The following is an 18,920-nucleotide window of genomic DNA, read 5'->3' as shown; positions in this document are numbered from 1 at the left end:
GTCAGCCGAGCTCGACGAAGAGATGCCGAATGCCGGTGTGCCGATTACTGCGGGCCCATTCGACCGGCTTGACCACTTGGATCTCGGCGAAGCGGGTCAGGAGTTCCTCGTAGAGCACCCGCAGCTCCAGCCGGGCCAGGTTGGCGCCCAGGCAGTAGTGCACACCCTGGCCGAACCCCAGGTGCGGGTTGCGTTTACGGCCCACGTCGAAGGAGTCGGGGTCGTCGAACACGGCGCCGTCGCGGTTGGCCGAACCCTCCCACACCAGCACCTTGTCACCCGCCCGGATCGAGCACCCGCCGAGCTCGGTGTCCCGGGTTGCGGTGCGCCGCTTGGACGGTGACGGAGAGGTCCACCGGACGATCTCCTCCACCGCGGTCGGCAACAGTTCGAGATCGTCCTTCAGCCGCCGGCGTTGATCAGGGTGCGCAGCCAACGCCAGCAGGCCGCCGGCGACCGCGTTGCGCGTGGTCTCCGCACCCGCGCTGAACAACAGGTTGAAGAACAGGTACAGCTCGATGTCGCTGAGCGACGGCGCATCCGGGTCGTCAACGGTGGCGTTGGCCACCACCGAGAGCATGTCGTCACCGGGCTCGGCGCGCTTCTTCGCGATCAGCTCGGAGCCGTAGGCATAGATCCGCGATCCCGCCTCCTCGATCGACATGGTGCCGATTTCGCCTTTGCGGGAATCCCCGAAGTCGAAGCTCGGTTCGATGGCTCGGAACAGCCAATGCCGTTCGCTCTCCGGCACTCCCAGCAGAATGCAGATCATCTGCATGGGCAACTCGGCGGCCACGTCCACCAGGAAATCGAAGGGCACCCCGGGCTCGACCGCGTCCAGCAGCGCGCGGGTGCGTTGGCGCAGGTCGTCCTCGACCCGGCCGATCATCCGCGGGGTCAGGCCCGAGCTGACCAGGCGCCGGATCCGGGTGTGGCGCGGGTCGTCCATCATGTTGAGCACCTGACCGGCGATCGACAGATCCTGCAGGAGTGTGCCGCCGAACGGCCGGTCTCCACCGGTCACCGACGAGTAGGTGTCCTGATCTCGCAGCACGGCAAGGGTTTCCGGGTGGGTGGCCACCGACCAGAACCCTTCGCCGTCCGGTGTGTTGTCGGTCGGCGAGTGCCAGTACACCGGCGCGTCGCGGCGATGGATCGCGAACAAGTGGTGCGGGAAACCCTCGGCGAAGTTATCGAGGTCGGTGAAGTCGATGTCGCGCAGCAACATTGGATTACAGGATCGCGCCGGGGGTGTACTTGGCCGCGTCGGGGTAGTCGCTGACCAGGTGGTCCACTGCGACGATCACCTGGTCGACCTGACTGCCCGCGGCCCCGGTGAACGCCGCCTTGTCGGCCAGCGCGGCGTCCAGCGCCGCCCGGTCCAGCGGCAGCCGCTCGTCGGCGGCCAACCGATCCAGCAGGTCGGGTTCGGCGCCCTTCTCCCGCATCGCGAGCGCGACGGCCACCGCGTGTTCCTTGATGACCTCGTGCGCGGTCTCGCGGCCCACACCGGCCCGCACCGCCGCGATCAGCACCTTGGTGGTGGCCAGGAACGGCAGGTAGCGATCCAGTTCCCGCTGGATCACCGCCGGATAGGCGCCGAACTCGTCGAGCACCGTCAGGAACGTCTCGATCTGCCCGTCGATGGCGAAGAACGCGTCCGGCAGCGCCACCCGGCGCACCACCGAGCAGAAGACGTCGCCCTCATTCCATTGCGCGCCAGCCAGTTCCGCGGCCATCGACGCGTAGCCGCGCAGCACCACCTGCAGCCCGTTGACCCGCTCACAGCTGCGGGTGTTCATCTTGTGCGGCATCGCCGACGAGCCGACCTGCCCCGGCGCGAAGCCCTCGGTGACCAACTCGTGCCCGGCCATCAGCCGCACGGTGTGCGCGAACGACGACGGACCGGCACCCAGCTGAACCAGCGCCGAGACCACATCGTGGTCCAGCGACCGCGGGTAAACCTGGCCGACGCTGGTGAAGACGGCGTTGAAGCCCAGGAATTCGGCGACCCGGCGCTCCAGTTCGGCCAACCGGACGGCGTCGCCGTCGAACAGGTCGAGCATGTCCTGGGCGGTGCCCATCGGGCCCTTGATGCCGCGCAGCGGATAGCGGTCGATCAGCTCACGAATCCGCTCCAGAGCGATCAGGGTCTCCTCGGCGGCCGACGCGAACCGCTTGCCCAGCGTGGTGGCCTGCGCGGCGACGTTGTGGCTGCGGCCGGCCATGACCACGTCGCGGTAGAGCACCGCGCGCTCGGCCAGCCGTGCCACCACCGCCACCCCGTGGGCATGCACGAGTTCCAGCGAGCGGCGGATCTGCAGCTGCTCGACGTTCTCGGTGAGGTCGCGGCTGGTCATGCCCTTGTGCACGTGCTCGTGTCCGGTCAGGGCATTGAATTCCTCGATGCGGGCCTTGACGTCGTGGCGGGTGACCCGTTCGCGCGCGGCGATCGACGCGAGGTCGACCTGATCGAGCACCCGTTCGTAGTCCTCGACCACGCGAGAGGGCACGTCCACGCCGAGTTCGGACTGGGCGCGCAGCACTGCCAGCCACAGCCGGCGTTCGGCGACGATCTTGGCTTCGGGCGACCAGATCGCGACCATGTCCGCGCTGGCGTAGCGGCCGGCCAGCACATTGGGGATTGTCACAAGCCCACAGCTTACGGCCCTGGTACGGCAAGGTAGACGGATGCACTTTGTCGGCCTGGATCTCGCCTGGGGTGAACGCAAGCCGACGGGCGTCGCCGCGCTCGACGACGACGGACGGCTCGTCCATATCGCTAGCGCGCAAGACGATTCGAGCATCCTCGAGGAGGTCGGCCCGTTCGTCGACGGACCCTGCCTGGTCGCCATCGACGCCCCACTCATCGTCACCAACGAGACGGGCCAGCGGGGCTGCGAAACGGACCTGAACCGCGACTTCGCCAAGTTCGAGGCCGGCGCGCACCCCGCGAACAAAAAGAAGCCGGAATTCGCCGGAACGCCGCGGGGCGCGCGGATCGCCGAAACCCTCGGCCTGGACATGGACCCGCACTCCCGGGCGTCGCGGCGGGCCATCGAGGTCTATCCGCATCCGGCCACGGTGGTGCTGTTCCGGCTGGGCCGCACGCTGAAGTACAAGCAGAAGCAGGGCCGCAGCCTGCCCCAACTGCGCACCGAGCTGCTGCGGCTGATGGACGAGATCGAGCGACTCGCCCATGCCACGGTGCCACTGCGGGTCGGCGATCACCCGGACTGGATCGCCATGCGTGCGACCGTCGAGAACGCCCAGCGCAAAAGCGATTTGCGCCGCGCAGAGGATCCGATCGATGCGGTGGTGTGCGCCTACGTCGGGTTGTACGCCACTGCGCGGCCGGGTTCGGTGACCATCTACGGCGACTTCGCCACCGGCTACATCGTCACGCCGACACTGCCGTCGGATCTGACGCCCACGCCGCCGGAACCCATGCCCGGTGTGGTCGGTGACGCCGTCGCCCGGTACGCCGAGCGTCGGCCTGCTTTGGTCGCCACCACCGAGAATTACCTGGCGCTGGTCACGCGTCTGCTCGACGACGCGGGCATCAACTACCTCAGCGTGACGGCCCGCACCAAGAGCGTCGCGTCGTTCGCGGCCAAGGCCGATCGCAGCAGCAACGGCCAGCGGCTCTACACGGATCCGTCCGCGCAGATCACCGACCAGGTCGGCCTGCGGGTGATCACCTACCTGCGCGAGGACGTCACCGCCGTCGGCACCCTGTTGGCCGAGGAATTCGACGTGTTGACCGACCTCGACATGGGGCAGGTGACGGCTCGCGAGGGCCGCTGGGGGTATGCCAGCAGGCACATGCTGATCGCCAATGACGCTGAGACGCAGCCGGCCTCGGTCCAGATACGCACCGTCCTGCAGCACGCGTGGGCGGAGTTCGAACACGACATCCGGTACAAGGGAACGGTCCCCGAGCAGGACGCCGCGGAGCTCGACCGCCGGTTCACCCTGGCCGCGGGCCTGCTCGAGTTGGCCGACCGCGAGTTCACCGAGATCCGTGACCGATTGCGCACATCCATGGCCGAAGTGCGCAGCCCGGACACCGCGGAGGCGGGTATCGCGACGCCGGTGCTGGCCACCTACCTGGGGCACCGCTTCCCCGAAGCGGGCTGGTCGCGGACCGAGCATTACGGCTGGATGGCGGCGCTGCTCGTCGACCTGGGCATCCTCACCCTCGACGCCCTCGAGGAGCTGTTGACCAATGTCGACACCGATGCCGTCAACAAGAAGATGGACTACCGCTTCCCGGCGGGTGCGGTGCGACGCTTGGACGACGCACTACTGGCCACGTTCGCCGACCGCTACGTCGGCCTGCCGGGCAACGCGCATCGGGTGGCGCTGCTGCAGAACCGGCTCGTGCGGTTGCAGGGCCCGCCGAGCTGACAAGGGGGGCGACGTAATGCTCACGCCCGCAGGCCGGTCCACTCGTCCGACGTCCCGGTCAGCCGGCTGACCTGTTCCAGCAGGCGCCGCACCTTGGCCGGATTTTCATGGCGTTGCCAGCCGAACGTGGTCGGCCGCTGCCGGCGGTCGTGCCAGAAATGCCCGGGCGTGGACTCCGGCCGGGTGGCGACCAGCCAGACCGCGGTGTCGGCGCCGTCGGCCACGTCCCGCAGCAGCGGCCGGGTGAGGACCCGAAACCGCGGCAGGTACTCGGCCACGCCGGGGGTGTCCACCCAGCCGGGATGCATGCTCTCCACCCGGATGTCGGTGCCGGCCAGCCGGCGTGCCCACGAGTCGGCCAGCACCACTTGCATCTTCTTGGTCCGCGCGTACGCCCGCACCCCGTTGTAGCCGCGCCGGAACTCCAGATCGTCGACCACCAGCGGTGAGCCGTACATGCCGCCCGAGGACACCCACACCACCGACGCCCCGCCTGCCGCCCGCAGCAGCGGGAGCAGCCGCTCGGTCATCAGATGGGGACCCAGCACATGCGTCGCCAGCTGCACCTCATGACCCTGCGGGGTGAGGACGCGCTCCTTGGGCATCAGGCCGGCGTTGTGGACCAGGCCGTTGAGCGCAGGGACCCGGTTGGCGAAATCGGTTGTCCAGTCCCGCACCGCATCGAGGTCCGAGACGTCGCACACCTCCCCCACCACGTGGGCGCCGGGCACCGATTCCCGGATCGCGGCGCACGATGTCTCCACCTTCTCGGGGTTGCGGCCCAGCAGATGGACGGTCGCACCCAGCGCGGCGAACGAGTGCGCCATCGCCAGGCCGATCCCAGCCGTCGCGCCCGCGATCACCACCCGTTTACCCAGCAGAGCCTGCGGGTCGGCGTCGGCGGCCCACCAACGCCTGCGCAGCCCCGAGCCGATTTTGCTGTAGCCCACGATCAGCGCCCGGTCCATCACGCCGTCGAGCAGTTCCGTAGCCGGCCGGGCGAGCCCGGAAAGATCCATGTCTTCGAACGTAATCGCTCAGACCCGCACAGTGCGCTCGTCGATCGGGACCAACACGTCGATCACGTCCATCACGGTGGCCCTGGCCACCTCTCGCGGACCGTCGCCGTCGCTGACCAGAGCCGAGACCACCGAGCCGTCGACGGCGTTGACCAGAGCCGTCACCAGGTCGGTCCGTGCGTTGCGGCCCGAGCGCGCCATGGCCGACACCACGGCGTCGACCCGCTGCCGGGCCAGCCGGTGCTGGATCTCCCGCAGCTCGGGCTGCCGGGCGCAGGCGATGTAGCGCTCGTACCGCGAGATCAATTCTTCGCTGCTGGCCTCCCCGTCGGGATCGCCGACCAGCAGGTCCACCAATACGTCGGCAATCGCCTCGGCGCCGCGCCGCCGACGCGGTAGCGCGTCCACCCGGGCCCGCAATTGGGCGGTTTCCACCGCGCAGATGTACTCGACGGCCTTGAGTACGAGGTCGTCGAGCGAGGAGAAGTAGTAGGTGGTGGACGCCAGCGGCAACCCTGCACGACGCGCCACCGAACGATGGCGCACCGCTTCGAATCCGCCTTCGCGAAGCAGCTCGGCGGCAGCGCTGATCAGCGCATACCGTCGCCGCTCACCCTTGGGCGTCATCGCTGCCGTCACGTTCAGCAATGCTGCCAGCAGCATCAACTGGACATCGCTCTTTCACCGAATCATTAACCTGGCACCGAGGTGGCGCTAGGCTCGATCGCCCACGCCCCCGGCGCGATGGCAAGATGGCCCGCATGGCGAACCTGAGCCGTCGCGCGGTTCTGCGACTCGGCGCCGGAGCCGTTGCAGGTGCCGCGGGCGCCTTCGCCGCCGGCCGTGCCCTGGATTCCGCGACTCAGCTCGCGGGACCGGACGTCGCGATGACCGGCGTCGGCGCTCCCCTGGCACCACCCGCCCCGCTGGAGCCTCCCGCAGCGGGCGCCGCCCCCACGATGGTCACCGGCTCGTTCGTCTCGGCCGCGCGCGGCGGGGTCAACACCAACTGGGCCATCGCCCGCCCGCCCGGCCAGACCGCGCCGTTGCGGCCGGTCATCGCGCTGCACGGCAAGGGTCAGGACGCGGCCGGCGTGATGGCGGGCGGCGTCGAACAGGGCCTGGCGCAAGCGGTTGCGGCCGGACTGCCGCCGTTCGCGGTGGTCGCGGTCGACGGTGGGGGCAGCTACTGGCATCAGCGGGCCTCGGGTGAGGACTCCGGGAAAATGGTGCTCGACGAGCTGATCCCGATGCTCAGCAGCCAGGGCCTGGACACCTCTCGGGTGGCGTTCCTGGGCTGGTCGATGGGCGGTTACGGAGCCCTGCTGCTCGGGGCGCGCCTCGGACCGGCCCGCACCGCGGCGATCACCGCGGTCAGCCCGGCGCTGTGGCTGTCATCGGGCGCGGCGGCACCCGGTGCCTTCGACGGCCCCGACGACTTTGCCGCCAACACCGTGTTCGGCCTGCCTGCGCTGGCGTCGATCCCGATCCGGATCGACTGCGGCAACAGCGACCCGTTCTATTCAGCAACCAAGCAGTTCATCGCCCAGCTGCCCACCCCGCCGGCCGGCGGATTCTCGCCCGGCGGCCACGACGGCGGTTACTGGAGTTCGCAGCTGCCCGGCGAAATCGCGTGGATGGCGCCGCTACTCACGGCTTAAACCACGTTGAGGTCGCACTGAGAGCGGCTGCTGCGCCAATTTGTGGATCTGTGTGCCGTCTCGACGGCGATTGTCTCTCGTTGTGGAATTGTCTACAGTCGCAGTTACTGTCAACCATTCGATAAGCCTCTCGACAGCCCGGCGAGGAGACCATGACCGTCGCAAGCCCCCTGCTCTCCCCACGGCCGTACCACCCGCTCGACATCTCGGCGCCGGACTTCTGGACCGCCGACTTCGCCACCCGGGACCGGACGTTCGCGCAGCTGAGGGCCGCCGACGGGCTGTCCTGGCATGCGCCGGTGTCCTCGGTCTTCCCCCATTCCGAGACCGGGTACTGGGCGGTCACCCGCCACGCCGACATCAAGTACGTCAGCCAGCACACCGACATCTTCAGCTCGGCGCTGGGCATGAGCGTCGACCCGCTTCCCGCCGAGATCCAGCAGGCCACCAGCTTCTTCCTGGCCATGGATCCGCCGGAGCACACCCTGTACCGGCGGCTGATCAGTGCGACGTTCACCCCCAAGCAGGTTCGCCGCATCGAGGCCCAGATCCAGGCCAACGCCGCCGACATCGTCGACCGGTTGATCGAACGGCTGCGCGACGGCGACGAGATCGACTTCGTCGCCGAATGCTCGGCCAAGCTCCCGATGCGCACGGTGTCGGACATGATCGGCATCGCTCCGCAAGATCAGCACGCGGTGGCCTACGCGGCCGAAAGCCTGTTCAGCGCAACCGATGACGACTACGTCTCATTCGAAGAACGCGCGACGCACGCGCTGACCCAGATCGGGATCCTCACGAGTTCGGGAATCGAGCTGGCTCAGCTGCGCCGTCGCGAGCCACACGACGACCTGATGACCGACATCGTCAACGCCGAGGTCGACGGCCACCAGCTCACCGACGTCCAGATCGGGTCGTTCATGGTGCTGCTGGCCTCCGCTGGCAACGACACCACCAAGCAGACCACCTCGCATGCGTTCAAGGCGCTGGCCGACAACCCCAGCCAAAAGGCTTGGCTGATGGAGGATTTCGACACTCGCATCGCCCCAGCGGTCGAGGAGTTCATCCGCTGGGCCACCCCGGTGCTGAACTTCGCCCGCCATGCCACCGCCGATACCGAACTGGCCGGCACCCCGATCAAGGCCGGGGAGAAAGTCGCGCTGTTCTATTGTTCGGCCAACCGCGACGACGCGGTGTTCGACCGGGCAGGCGAATTCGACATCACCCGATCACCGAACCCGCACTTCGGTTTCGGTGGCGGCGGGCCGCACTTCTGCCTTGGCGCCAACCTCGCCAGGACCGAGCTGCGGCAGCTGTTCCACCAGCTCCTCACCCGGCTACCCGAGGTACAGGTAGGCGAGCCGGAGTACTTGCACAGCAATGTGATTCACGGAGTGAAGCGGCTGCCGGTCAAGCTAGTGTGATGCGGCCCTCGGCGGCCGCCAGCGCGATGTCACTGCGGAAGTGGCTGCCCGGCAATCGAATCGAGGAGACGATCCGGTAGGCCTCTTCGCGGGCGGCGACCAGGTCGGCTCCGGTGCCGACGATCGAGAGCACCCGGCCGCCGGAGGACACGACTGCGCCGTCGTCGCGCCGGGCGGTGCCAGCATGCAGGACGCCGTCGGCCTCCGACCCGGTGATGACATCTCCGACCCGAGGGCGGCCGGGGTAGTTCTCGGCGGCCACCACCACGGTGACGGCGTATCCGTCGCGCCACTCGAGCGGGCCTGCGTCAGCCAGTGTCCCGGTCGCGGTGGAATGCAGCAGCTGCCCCAGCGGGGATTCCAGCAGCGCCAACACCGCTTGGGTCTCGGGATCGCCGAAGCGGCAATTGAATTCGATGACGGCGGGCCCGGTCGAGGTGATCGCGAGCCCCGCATACAGCAGCCCCGAGAACGGGCAGCCGCGGCGAACCAGTTCGGCGGCGACGGGTTCGACAACGCCGCTGACGATCGCCGACAGCACGTCGGCAGGCAGCCACGGCAGCGGCGAATACGCGCCCATCCCACCGGTATTGGGCCCGGCGTCATTGTCCCCGACCCGCTTGAAGTCCTGGGCGGGCAGCAGCGGAACCACGGTCGCGCCGTCGACCAGACAGAACAGCGACACCTCGGGTCCGTCGAGGAAGGCCTCCAACAGCACCGGGTGCCCCGAGTCGAGCAGCGACGCGGCGTGCGCACGGGCCACATCGCGATCGTCGGTGACCACCACACCCTTGCCCGCGGCCAGCCCGTCGTCCTTGACCACCCAGGCGGGTTGGCCCGCGGCTGGACCGAAGCGATCCAGGGCGGCATCGAGGTGCGCCGGGTTGTCGACGGTCTCGCTGCCCGCGGTACGGACACCGGCGGCCGCCATCACGTCTTTGGCGAACGCCTTGGAGCCTTCGATCCGGGCGGCGTCCTTCGACGGGCCGAAGCAGGCGATCCCCGCGGCGCGCACCGCGTCGGCGACGCCGAGCACCAGCGGCACCTCGGGGCCGATGATCACCAGGTCCACCTCGAGCTTGCGGGCCAGCGCGGTGACGGCTTCGGCGGAGGTAACGTCCACCTCGTGCTGCTCGGCCAGCGCCGACGTGCCGGCATTGCCGGGGGCGACGGCCAGAAAGTCGATTTGCGGATCTCTGCGCAGGCCCAACAACAGGGCGTGTTCGCGGGCACCGGATCCGATCACGAGGACGCGCACAGGTTCACACCCTATCGCCCCACTTCGCTACCAGGTGTCGACGAATCGCCTCGGTGGCGGGAGTTCACCGCGCGCCGCGGCGGCGGCCAGTGTCGCGACGATCAGGCCGCGGGTCTCCGCCGGGTCGATGACGTCGTCGACCTCGAAGATCTGCGCGGCGTTGAGCGCTCTGGCGTTCTCTTCCATCGCAGCGGTGGCGTCGGCGACCCGCTGTTCCCGCTCGGCGTTGTCGGAGATGGCCTCCAGTTCCTTGCGCATGCCTAGGCGGACCGCGCCCTCCAGACCCATCGGCCCGAGGTGCGCACCTGACCAGGCCACGGTCAGCAGCGGCTCGTGCAGGCTGCCGCCGGTCATCGCCTGAGCGCCCAGCCCGTAGCCGCGGCGCAGCACGACGGCCACCAACGGCACCCGCAGTGCCGCGCCGGCGACCAGCATCCGCGACGCCCGCCGCACCAGCGCCTCGGCCTCGGCGGCCGGGCCGACCATGTAACCGGGGCAGTCGATCAGCGAGACGACCGGTAGGCCGAATGTGTCGCACAGTTGTAGGAAGCGCGCCGCCTTGTCGGCCGCCGCCGCGGTGATCGCCCCGGCCATCACCATCGTGTTGTTGGCGATCACACCGACGGGGCGGCCGTCGATGCGGGCCAGCGCGGTGACCATCTCGGCGGCGAACTTCTCCCGCAAGAACGTCACGGAGCCTTGGTCGGCGATGGTCTCGATGACCGGCTTGATCGGATAGGCACGCCGGGCACGTTCGGGAATGACTGTGCGCAAAGCGTTTTGGTCGGCGACGGCGCCGGGCTCGGTGACGCCCTGGAAATAGCCGAGGAGCTGCTTGGCCACGGCGACGGCTTGGGCCTCGTCGGCGACGACGACATCGACGACACCGTTGGGCGCCTGCACCGAGATCGGGCCGACAGCGTCGGGTTCGACGTCACCCAGCCCGCCGCCGGCGATCATCGCCGGACCGCCCATACCGATCGAGGTGTCGGCGGTGGCCACGATGAGATCCGAGCAGCCGGCGATCACCGCGTTGCCGGCGAAGCAGCGGCCCTTGACGACCGCGATGCGCGGCACCACCCCTGACAGCGCCGCCCACAGTTTGAAGGCCCGGGTTTCCAGCGACGAAACCGTAGGGACGTCGGTGTCGCCGGGCCGGCCGCCACCGCCCTCGGCGAAGAAGATCGTGGGCAGCCGCATCCGCTCGATGAGCTCGAAGAGCCGGTCCTTCTTGCGATGCCCGACGTAGCCCTGGGTGCCGGCCAGCACCGTGTAGTCGTAGGACAACACGGCGCACGGCTTGCCGTTGACCTGCGCGGTGCCGGCGATCAGCCCGTCGGCGGGGGTGCGGGCGATCAGGTCGTCGAGGTCGCGGCGGCGGCGCTGCGCGGCGATCGCGAACCGCCCGTACTCGACGAACGAATCGGCGTCCACCAGGTCGGCGATGTTCTCGCGGGCGGTCCGGCCGCCGGCGGCGTGCCTGCGGTCGACCGCGTCGGGGCGGGCCGCGTCTTCGGTCAGCGCGCGCCGGCGCAGCAACTCCGCGAGGTCGGGACGATCCGTCATCGATCGAACCTAACGGGCATACACTCAGCGTTGCAGTGTATGGTCGTTCCAAAGGTGCGCTCCATCACAACCACAGCGAGGTAGACCATGACCACCGCCAGCGTGTGTCCGTTCGGAGCGGGCTTCGACTTCACCGACCCCGACCTGCTGGAAGCGGGCATGCCCGTCGCGCAATTCGCGCAGTTGCGCCAGACCGCGCCGGTCTGGTGGAACGAGCAGCCGCTCGGCAGCACCGTCTTCGACGATGGCGGGTACTGGGTGATCACCAAGCACCGCGACATCCGGGACATCTCCCGCGACGGCGACCTGTGGTCGACCAACGCCAAGGGCGTCGTCATGCGCTTCGCCGACGACATGACCGCAGACCAGGTGGAGATCACCAAAGCCCTGCTGATCAACCACGACGCACCCGAGCACACCCGGCTGCGCAAGCTGGTCTCGCGGCTCTTCACCCCGCGCGCGGTGGCCAAGCTGGAGGAGAAGCTGGCCGACGCCGCACGCGACATCGTGGCCGCGGCCGCCGCGAAAGACACCGGCGATTTCGTCGACGACATCGCGATGCAGCTTCCGCTGCTGGCGATCGCCGACCTGCTGGGCGTTCCGGAAGACGATCGCCAGAAGCTGTTCCACTGGACCAACAGCATCATGAACACCGACGACCCGGACTTCAACGACGTCGATCCGATCGAGGCCAACGCCGAGCTGATGGGCTATGCGTACTCGATGGCCGAGCAGCGCAGGCAGTGCCCGGCCGACGACATCGTCACCCGCCTGGTGGAGGCTGACTTGGACGGAGAGTCGCTGTCCGAGGTGGAGTTCGCGTTCTTCGTGATCCTGCTGGCGGTGGCCGGAAACGAGACCACCCGCAACGCGATGACCCACGGCATGAACGCCTTCTTCGAAAACCCGGACCAGTGGGAGCTTTTCAAGCGTGAACGGCCGGAGACGACGGCCGACGAGATCGTTCGGTGGGCCACCCCGGTGCACTGTTTCCAGCGCACCGCCACCGCCGACGTGGAACTCGGCGGCGTCACGATCCGCAAAGGTCAGCGGGCCGGCCTGTTCTACAGCTCGGCCAACTACGACGAGGAAGTCTTCGACAACCCGTTCCAGTTCAACATCTTGCGCGACCCGAACCCCCACCTCGGTTTCGGCGGCAACGGCGCGCACTTCTGCATCGGCGCCAACCTCGCGCGCATGGAGATCAAACTGATCTTCAACGAGATCGCCAACCAGATCCCGGACATCAGCAAGCTCGGCGACCCGAAGCGGCTGCGGTCGGGCTGGCTCAACGGCGTCAAGCAATTGCCGGTCAACTACCGGTAGCGCGATAACATCCCGGGTCATGGGCTACCCGGGCTATCCGAACTCCGCAGTGGGCGGCTGACATGCGGACACACGGATGGTCGGGAGCAGCGCCGGCCACCGACGAGGAAGCCGTCGCCAGAATCCTGGCGGCAGCCAACAAGGCCATCGACTCACACGGTGCCGACCTCAGCATCGCGGACGTCGCGCGCACGCTGGGTGTCACCCGCCAGACCGTCTACCGCTACTTCCCCAGCACCGACGCGCTGTTGCAGGCGTCGGCCATGGCGGCCGCGACCGGGTTCCTCGACCGGCTGGCCGATCACCTGGCCGGCATCACCGACCCGGCCGACGCGGTGACCGAAGGCATCGCCGCGGCGGTGGAATGGTTGCCCCACGACAAGCACATGGGTCTGCTGCTCGGACCCGAACGCTCGAGCACGTTCAGCGCCGAGGTCACTTCCGATGTCGCGCTGGCGTTCGCGGGTTCGATGCTGCGCCGCTTCGACGTCGATTGGGGCGCAGCGGGTTTCAGCGACAGTGATCTCGACGAGCTCGGTGAACACCTGCTGCGGATCATCCAGTCGTTCGTGCTCGATCCGGGCCGGCCGCCGCGACACGGCGACGACTTGCGCCAGTATCTGCGCCGCTGGGTCGGCGCGGCATTGCTCACGCCGGCTAGGGAGCCGGTGCGCTCTCCTGCACCAGGGCGTTGACCGGCGCGGAGGTCGCCGCGTGGCCGACCAGCTCGCTCGGGTCCTGCGCAGGCCACAACACGGCGGCGAAGATCGCGCACACCGACACCACCGGCGGGCAGAGCACCGTCACGGTCGTGTCGATGACACCGGCCCATTTGGATGCCTGACGAACGACCTTGCCGCGCTTGGTCAGCGGCTCCGTCCACAGGCTCAACATGGTCGGGGCCGTCCATGACTGGTCGTACATCGTCATAGAAGTCATAGAGGTCACGGCCACTCCCATCCCTCACCGAGGCCGGCGGCGCTCGATTTCACTTCGGTAACACTGGTGCACAAATGTCACATTTGTGACACGGCGCGATAACCGTTTGCGATCTGCGCGTTTCCTTACCGTTGTCTTACCGACCTCTTTGTTATGCGATCGCCCCGCCGCATTCGGCAATTCGACGGCGCAGAAACGCCTTGCCCGGTTCGGATCCGTTCACATCGATCGCGTTCCGATACCAGCGCGCCGCCTCTGCGCGTCGGCCCGCTCGGCGCAACAAGTCGGCACGCACCGTGGGCACGAGCGCGGATCGGGCGAGCCGCGGATCGTGCGCCACCTGCTCCAGAGCCGCCAAGCCGGCATCCGGGCCGTCGCGCAGGCCTATCGCGAGCGCCCGGTTCGCCCGCACCACCGGCGAGTCCGTCTGCCGCACGAGCTGGTCGTACGCCCGGCAGATGGTCTGCCAGTCGGTCTGCTCCCAATTCGGCGCAGTCGCGTGCGCGGCGGCGATCACCGCCTGCGGAAGGTACGGCCCGCTCGCCCCCTGCGCACGGCGTAACTCGTCGAGTCCTCGGGAGATCCGGCCGCGGTCCCACCGGGACCGGTCCTGCTCGTCGAGCGGCACCAACGCACCGTCGGCATCGACCCGCGTCGACCGTCGCGAATCATGCAACAGAACAAGGGCATACAACGCGCGGGCATCCGGCTCGGCGGGCATCAGCAGGCACAATTCGCCGGCCAGCCGGACACCTTCGTCGCACAGCTCGTCCCGGATCGCGGACGGTCCGGCCGTGGACCAGTACCCCTCGGTGAACACCGAATAGATGCATGACAGCACGTGCGGGGTGCGTTCGGCCAACAGCTCGGACGGGGGCACTCGCAACGGGATGTTGGCGTGCCGGATCTTGCTCTTGGCGCGGGTGATGCGTTGTCCGACGGCTGTTTCGGTGAGCAGAAGCGCGCGAGCGATCTCCGGCACAGTCAGGCCCGATATCAGCCGCAGGGTCAGCGCGAGTTGTGACAACCGCTCGAGGGCGGGATGCGCGCAGGTGAAGATCATCCGGAGCTCGTCGTCACGCACACCGTGCACCACGCGGTCATCGGCACGCCCATCACCCTGCACAGCCAGCAATTCCTTTCCCGGGCGCACGGATTCGCGACGTAGGCGATCCCTGGCCCGATTACGGCCGACGGTGACCAGCCACGCGCCGGGATTATCCGGCAACCCGTCGCGTGGCCAGCTCCGCAGTGCCTCCGCGCAGGCTTCCTGGACGGCGTCCTCGGCGATGTCGAGATCACCCGACCACCGCGCAAGCGCAGCCGCCGCGGGACCCCACTCCCGCCGGAAGACACTGTCCAGCGAACCCATCTACAGCCCAGACACTCCCGCCAGCCGGCGCAGCTCGACGACCGACGCCGGGATCATCGACGCCACCTTCGTCGCCTCGTCACGGTCGGCGGCCGACAGCACATAGAACCCGTTGGCGACTTCGGCGCCCTCCGCGTACGGACCGTCGGTCAACACCACCTCGCCGTCCCGCACACGCACCGTCGTCGCCGTCGACGGCGGATGCAGCGGCGCCCCGCCGAGGATGTGCGATCCCGCCGCGGCCCCGAACTCGGCGTGCTCGGCCAGCCCCTGATCCCATTCCGGCGTGCCAGGAACATTGACCTCATCGGCGGGTTCGAGAAGCAGTGCCAGCCAATCGGAATCGGTCGTCGGCCGCCCCACCGCGTTCCAGTGCACCACCGGCCACACCTCGATCGCGCCATACTGGGCCGCCGGGATCTGCCGGGCCAACTGCAGTGCGTCGTCGAGGTTGTCGGCCTCGAACAGGTAATAACCGCCGGCCACCTCGGCGCCCTCGGCGTACGGACCGTCCGTGATGACCGGCGCATCCGGTCCGCCGGTGATCCGGACCGCGTCGGCGGCCGGACCCAACGCATCTCCCTCTCGGATCGCCGCCGACTCGCGGGCGTGGAACTCGGCGTAGGCCTGCATTTCCCGGCCTGCTTCCTCTGCGGTGAGATCGCGCTCACGGACCTGCAGCAGTGCGAAGTAGTACATGGCGATGTCCTTCCAACGTCGGCCGTGAAACCCCGCTGGTTTCACTCTCCATCCCTACGACGAATGGCGCGCGCGGAATCCGACATCCGAATCGAACTATTCTGGACGCGTGGAATCGGGGGGCCCGCGCCTGTACCGTCCGGGACCCCCGCTGTCGCAGCACATCAACTACCTCGGCTACTGGTGCCACGACGGCGCCGTAGGACATCGCAGCACCGCCCTGCCCCGGGGCGCGCTCACCCTCGTCATCGAACTCGGCAACCGCGACCAGGTGGAGTTCGCCGCCGTAGGTGCGCCGGCCGGGCGGGTTCCGGCGGCGTTCATCACCGGCGCGGGCGCCACGTCCTACGTCACCCAGATCGACCCGGGGCACACCGTGATGACGGTGCACTTCCGTCCGGCCGGGGCGCGACCGTTCCTCGCGATCCCGCTGGGTGAGTTGCAGGACCGGTGCGTCGGCATCGAGGATCTCTGGGGCGCACCGGCACGGGCATTGCGCGCGAGGCTCACCGAAACACTCTCGGCCGCTGCGCGATTCTTGATCCTGGAGCAATTCCTCGTGGACAAGATGGATGTGCGAGACGCACGGCTCGGCAACCTACTCCGCTATGTCGAGACCGATCCGTCGATCGGTGTTGCCGAACTCTGCGCAATGACATCGCTGTCGGCGAAGCGGCTGTCCGCACTCTTTCGCCACGAGGTGGGACTCGGCCCCAAGACGTATCTGCGGGTGCGCCGGTTGCAGGCAGCATTGCGTCGCCTGGATGCCCGGGACGCAACGGGGTGCGGAGATCGCCGCCGACCTCGGCTATTGCGACCAGGCCCACTTCGTCCGCGACTTTCGCAGCTTCACCGCGATCACCCCGAGCCAGTACCCGAGTCGCCGGTCGAGCCTGCCCAGCCATCTGGACCTCGTCACCTAGGGCGCAAAAGTACAAGACCCGCCGACATCACGGCTGACACCATCGAGAGATGGACACCAGACCAGATGCGGTAGCCGGCACCGGACTGCTGGTGGCCGCGATCCGCGCCCGCGAATCGGTGCGCGGCGATCGGCTCTTCTCCGATCCGTTCGCCGACAAGCTCGCCGGTGAGGCCGGCTACCGGATCCTTGATGCGGCACTGGCCACCTCCGGCGAACGGACCACCCTGCAGATCGTGGTGCGCACCCGATTCTGGGACGACGCGCTGCTCGAGGCGGCCTCGTCCTGCCGGCAGATCGTTCTGGTGGCAGCTGGTATGGATGCCCGGGCTTACCGGCTGAGGTGGCCGACGGGCACCTCAGTGTTCGAACTGGACCAGCCGTCGGTGATGACCGCGAAGGACGCGCTACTCGCCGACGACACCCCGCAGTGCGCGCGTGTGCCGATCGGGGTGGACCTCGTCGATGACTGGCCGACGGCACTGTGCTCGGCGGGTTTCGACGCCACCACCCCGACGGCGTGGCTGATCGAGGGCCTGCTGCAGTACCTCGATGAACACGCCGTGCATCGGCTCTTCGCGCGCATCGACGCCGCGTCGGCTCCGGGATCAGTGCTCTGCTACGACGTCGTGGGCAAGTCGCTGCTGAACGCTCCGTTCATGGCTGAGCTGCTGAAGTCCATGGCGGACAACGGAGCTCCGTGGTTGTTCGGCACCGACGACCCCGCGCAGTTGGTACCCGGATGGTCGGCGACGGTGACCGATGTCGCCGAACCCGGCAACCGCTGGGGCCGTTGGTACGCGCCGGTCACGCCGGCCGGCGAGCCAGACGTGCCACGTGGCTACTTTGTCGTCGCGTCCAAGCCGGGCTGATTGCCGAGGCGTCCACGAATTCTCAGGCCGCACCTGCTTCATCCGACGGCGGGTCACTGTCGTCGCCCAGTAGTCGTTCCGGGTGGTGGTAGTCGTTGACACCGCCCCGCAGCATGGGGAGATCGGGTGGCGGGATCCATTCGGTGCTGCCGTCGGGGAGTTGCCGGGTGGTCCAGCCACCGGTTTCTACGAGTTGGTTATCCGGTGGGCAGGCCAAGGTGAGGTCGTCGACGTCGGTGGTGCCGCCGTTCTTCCAGTCTTGCGCCGCGTGGTGCACTCCGCTGTGATAGCCGGGCGCGTCGCAACCCGGCCGGGTACAGCCGAGGTACTTGGAGTGCAACATGATTCGCTGATCAGCCGAGGCAATCCGTTTGGTGCGGCCCAGCCACAGCGCGCGGCCATCCACACCGTCGAACAGTGCCAGGTAGTGGTAGGCGTGCGCGCTCATCCGGATCAGGTCCGGGATCGGCAGCAGTGTTCCGCTCGCGGTGACCGCGTGCCCGGCCTGCGTTTGGAGGTCCTGCACCGTTGCCGTCGCAATCACCGTGACGGGTAAGCCGTTGTGCTGACCGAATTTCGGATCACCGAGCTGTCCGCGCACCAACGCCTTGAGCGCATCATGCTGACGCTGGGCGAAACTGCGGGCATCCCGTTCAGCGACCTCCTCGCTCGGAGTCGTCGTAGGACTTTCCTCGGCGGGGTTGCACATACCCGGTGCGGCGAACTTCGCCATCCAGGCATCGACGAGCGACCGTAGCTCCGGGTCGGCGACCAGCCGCCCCACACTCATTCCATCGACACCCTGCCCACCGCACCACACGAATCCGCGCTTGCGAGCCCGGTCCTCATCAGAGAATGTCCCGTCGGGATTCAGGTGCAGCGCCAGCCGGTGGGCGACCTTCTCCAACTGATCGGGTCGCAGCACCCGCGCCTTGTTTGCCAGGGAGCGTTCAGCTTTCGCCCGCTCGATCGGCGGCACATGCTCGGGTAGCTCGCGGAAGAACTTCTGGATCACCCGCAGATGTTCACCATCCAACTCACCGCAATGCCAGGCCTTCGACGTTTCCGGCAAGACCGCAGCCAGCGGTTCCCCGGTCAACGCCCGGCGAGGCGCCACCTGCTCGGCATCCCGGATCCGCCGTCTCGCCTCGCGCGGGCTGATCCGCAACACATCGGCCAGTGTGATCGGCACCGGCGGGCAGCCCTCGAACTGCTCCAACCGGGTGACCACCGCATGCGCCACAGCCACCTGCCGACGCCGCGCGGACTCCAGCCGCTCCAACACCACAAACCGCTGCGGCGGATCAAGCACATCGAGATCGACTCCAGCCAGGGCCGCGACCGCATCGTCGAGCGCCTCCAGCGTCGCATCGATCGAGCTCATGACTCGAACACTAGTGGCGCTCCTAGTGTTCTAGTGGGCGCTTTTTGCTGTTCAGAGGCTATTTTCGG

The 18,920-nt window shown here is 68.2% G+C and carries 16 protein-coding genes and 1 pseudogene; 7 read left to right on the top strand and 10 right to left on the bottom strand.

Translation table 11 applies throughout. The annotated features are described in order from the left end of the window. Window position 1 precedes the first annotated feature (1 nt). On the bottom strand, window positions 2-1,228 hold the full coding sequence (locus CRM90_RS17255) for a cytochrome P450 (RefSeq protein ID WP_102808174.1): 1,227 nt from the start codon (window positions 1,226-1,228) through the stop codon (window positions 2-4). A gap of 4 nt (window positions 1,229-1,232) precedes the next feature. Next, window positions 1,233-2,651, bottom strand: a complete 1,419-nt coding sequence (gene purB, locus CRM90_RS17250) for an adenylosuccinate lyase (protein WP_102808173.1) — start codon at window positions 2,649-2,651, stop codon at window positions 1,233-1,235. 40 nt (window positions 2,652-2,691) lie between these two features. Between purB and relZ the strand changes: the two genes are divergently transcribed. Next, on the top strand, window positions 2,692-4,410 hold the full coding sequence (gene relZ / locus CRM90_RS17245; protein WP_102808172.1) for a bifunctional ribonuclease/(p)ppGpp synthase: 1,719 nt from the start codon (window positions 2,692-2,694) through the stop codon (window positions 4,408-4,410). Between the two features lie 20 nt (window positions 4,411-4,430). On the opposite strand, the gene CRM90_RS17240 is transcribed toward relZ, so the two are convergent. Beyond that, the gene (locus CRM90_RS17240; RefSeq protein WP_102808171.1) at window positions 4,431-5,429 is read right to left on the bottom strand and encodes an SDR family NAD(P)-dependent oxidoreductase; all 999 of its coding nucleotides are present in this window, start codon (window positions 5,427-5,429) and stop codon (window positions 4,431-4,433) included. A gap of 18 nt (window positions 5,430-5,447) precedes the next feature. Further along, a complete protein-coding gene (locus CRM90_RS17235; RefSeq protein ID WP_199189936.1) occupies window positions 5,448-6,077 on the bottom strand; it encodes a TetR/AcrR family transcriptional regulator in 630 nt (209 codons plus the stop codon). Between the two features lie 104 nt (window positions 6,078-6,181). Here CRM90_RS17235 and CRM90_RS17230 point away from each other — a divergent pair, with 104 nt between their 5' ends. Together CRM90_RS17230 and CRM90_RS17225 are read left to right on the top strand one after the other, a co-directional pair. Beyond that, window positions 6,182-7,090: an alpha/beta hydrolase gene (locus tag CRM90_RS17230; RefSeq protein WP_102808170.1), complete on the top strand. Its 909-nt coding sequence runs from the start codon at window positions 6,182-6,184 to the stop codon at window positions 7,088-7,090. 152 nt (window positions 7,091-7,242) lie between these two features. Beyond that, a complete protein-coding gene (locus CRM90_RS17225) occupies window positions 7,243-8,514 on the top strand; it encodes a cytochrome P450 (protein ID WP_102808169.1) in 1,272 nt (423 codons plus the stop codon). On the opposite strand, the gene purD is transcribed toward CRM90_RS17225, so the two are convergent. Next, on the bottom strand, window positions 8,501-9,772 hold the full coding sequence (purD, locus tag CRM90_RS17220; RefSeq protein ID WP_102808168.1) for a phosphoribosylamine--glycine ligase: 1,272 nt from the start codon (window positions 9,770-9,772) through the stop codon (window positions 8,501-8,503). The genes CRM90_RS17225 and purD overlap by 14 nt on opposite strands. Before the next feature lie 27 nt (window positions 9,773-9,799). After that, window positions 9,800-11,338: an acyl-CoA carboxylase subunit beta gene (locus CRM90_RS17215; RefSeq protein WP_102808167.1), complete on the bottom strand. Its 1,539-nt coding sequence runs from the start codon at window positions 11,336-11,338 to the stop codon at window positions 9,800-9,802. A gap of 87 nt (window positions 11,339-11,425) precedes the next feature. On the opposite strand from CRM90_RS17215, the gene CRM90_RS17210 reads away from it, so the two are divergent. Both CRM90_RS17210 and CRM90_RS17205 read left to right on the top strand, forming a co-directional pair. Then, window positions 11,426-12,664, top strand: coding sequence for a cytochrome P450 (locus tag CRM90_RS17210; RefSeq protein WP_102808166.1), 1,239 nt, complete (start codon window positions 11,426-11,428; stop codon window positions 12,662-12,664). 62 nt (window positions 12,665-12,726) lie between these two features. Beyond that, a complete protein-coding gene (locus CRM90_RS17205) occupies window positions 12,727-13,359 on the top strand; it encodes a TetR/AcrR family transcriptional regulator (protein WP_102808165.1) in 633 nt (210 codons plus the stop codon). Here CRM90_RS17205 and CRM90_RS17200 read toward each other — a convergent pair. From CRM90_RS17200 to CRM90_RS17190, 3 genes are all read right to left on the bottom strand, one after another. Then, complete coding sequence (locus tag CRM90_RS17200) at window positions 13,322-13,603, bottom strand: hypothetical protein (RefSeq protein ID WP_142391389.1); 282 nt, start codon at window positions 13,601-13,603, stop codon at window positions 13,322-13,324. The genes CRM90_RS17205 and CRM90_RS17200 overlap by 38 nt on opposite strands. A 151-nt stretch (window positions 13,604-13,754) precedes the next feature. Beyond that, a complete protein-coding gene (locus CRM90_RS17195; RefSeq protein ID WP_102808163.1) occupies window positions 13,755-14,975 on the bottom strand; it encodes an RNA polymerase sigma factor in 1,221 nt (406 codons plus the stop codon). After that, window positions 14,976-15,674, bottom strand: a complete 699-nt coding sequence (locus tag CRM90_RS17190) for a YciI family protein (RefSeq protein WP_102808162.1) — start codon at window positions 15,672-15,674, stop codon at window positions 14,976-14,978. Between the two features lie 130 nt (window positions 15,675-15,804). On the opposite strand from CRM90_RS17190, the pseudogene CRM90_RS17185 reads away from it, so the two are divergent. Beyond that, window positions 15,805-16,597, top strand: a pseudogene (locus CRM90_RS17185) (helix-turn-helix domain-containing protein). A 49-nt stretch (window positions 16,598-16,646) separates the two neighbouring features. Further along, window positions 16,647-17,468 (top strand): SAM-dependent methyltransferase, encoded by an 822-nt coding sequence (locus CRM90_RS17180; RefSeq protein WP_102808161.1) that lies wholly within the window; start codon window positions 16,647-16,649, stop codon window positions 17,466-17,468. A 22-nt stretch (window positions 17,469-17,490) separates the two neighbouring features. Here CRM90_RS17180 and CRM90_RS17175 read toward each other — a convergent pair whose 3' ends face one another. After that, on the bottom strand, window positions 17,491-18,852 hold the full coding sequence (locus tag CRM90_RS17175) for an HNH endonuclease signature motif containing protein (protein ID WP_102808160.1): 1,362 nt from the start codon (window positions 18,850-18,852) through the stop codon (window positions 17,491-17,493). Between the last annotated feature and the right edge of the window lie 68 nt (window positions 18,853-18,920).

The organism is Mycobacterium sp. ENV421 (assembly GCF_002887815.1).
Lineage (GTDB): Bacteria > Actinomycetota > Actinomycetes > Mycobacteriales > Mycobacteriaceae > Mycobacterium.
Note: the sequence above shows the minus strand (reverse complement) of the source record. Positions and strands in the feature narration are given on the sequence as shown.

Coding starts and splice junctions, on each gene's coding strand:
- CRM90_RS17255 (WP_102808174.1), bottom strand. CDS start 1,228: ATGTTGCTGCGCGACATCGACTTCACCGACCTCGATAACTTCGCCGAG.
- relZ (WP_102808172.1), top strand. CDS start 2,692: ATGCACTTTGTCGGCCTGGATCTCGCCTGGGGTGAACGCAAGCCGACG.
- CRM90_RS17240 (WP_102808171.1), bottom strand. CDS start 5,429: ATGGATCTTTCCGGGCTCGCCCGGCCGGCTACGGAACTGCTCGACGGC.
- CRM90_RS17230 (WP_102808170.1), top strand. CDS start 6,182: ATGGCCCGCATGGCGAACCTGAGCCGTCGCGCGGTTCTGCGACTCGGC.
- CRM90_RS17225 (WP_102808169.1), top strand. CDS start 7,243: ATGACCGTCGCAAGCCCCCTGCTCTCCCCACGGCCGTACCACCCGCTC.
- CRM90_RS17215 (WP_102808167.1), bottom strand. CDS start 11,338: ATGACGGATCGTCCCGACCTCGCGGAGTTGCTGCGCCGGCGCGCGCTG.
- CRM90_RS17210 (WP_102808166.1), top strand. CDS start 11,426: ATGACCACCGCCAGCGTGTGTCCGTTCGGAGCGGGCTTCGACTTCACC.
- CRM90_RS17205 (WP_102808165.1), top strand. CDS start 12,727: ATGCGGACACACGGATGGTCGGGAGCAGCGCCGGCCACCGACGAGGAA.
- CRM90_RS17200 (WP_142391389.1), bottom strand. CDS start 13,603: ATGACTTCTATGACGATGTACGACCAGTCATGGACGGCCCCGACCATG.
- CRM90_RS17195 (WP_102808163.1), bottom strand. CDS start 14,975: ATGGGTTCGCTGGACAGTGTCTTCCGGCGGGAGTGGGGTCCCGCGGCG.
- CRM90_RS17190 (WP_102808162.1), bottom strand. CDS start 15,674: ATGTACTACTTCGCACTGCTGCAGGTCCGTGAGCGCGATCTCACCGCA.
- CRM90_RS17180 (WP_102808161.1), top strand. CDS start 16,647: ATGGACACCAGACCAGATGCGGTAGCCGGCACCGGACTGCTGGTGGCC.
- CRM90_RS17175 (WP_102808160.1), bottom strand. CDS start 18,852: ATGAGCTCGATCGATGCGACGCTGGAGGCGCTCGACGATGCGGTCGCG.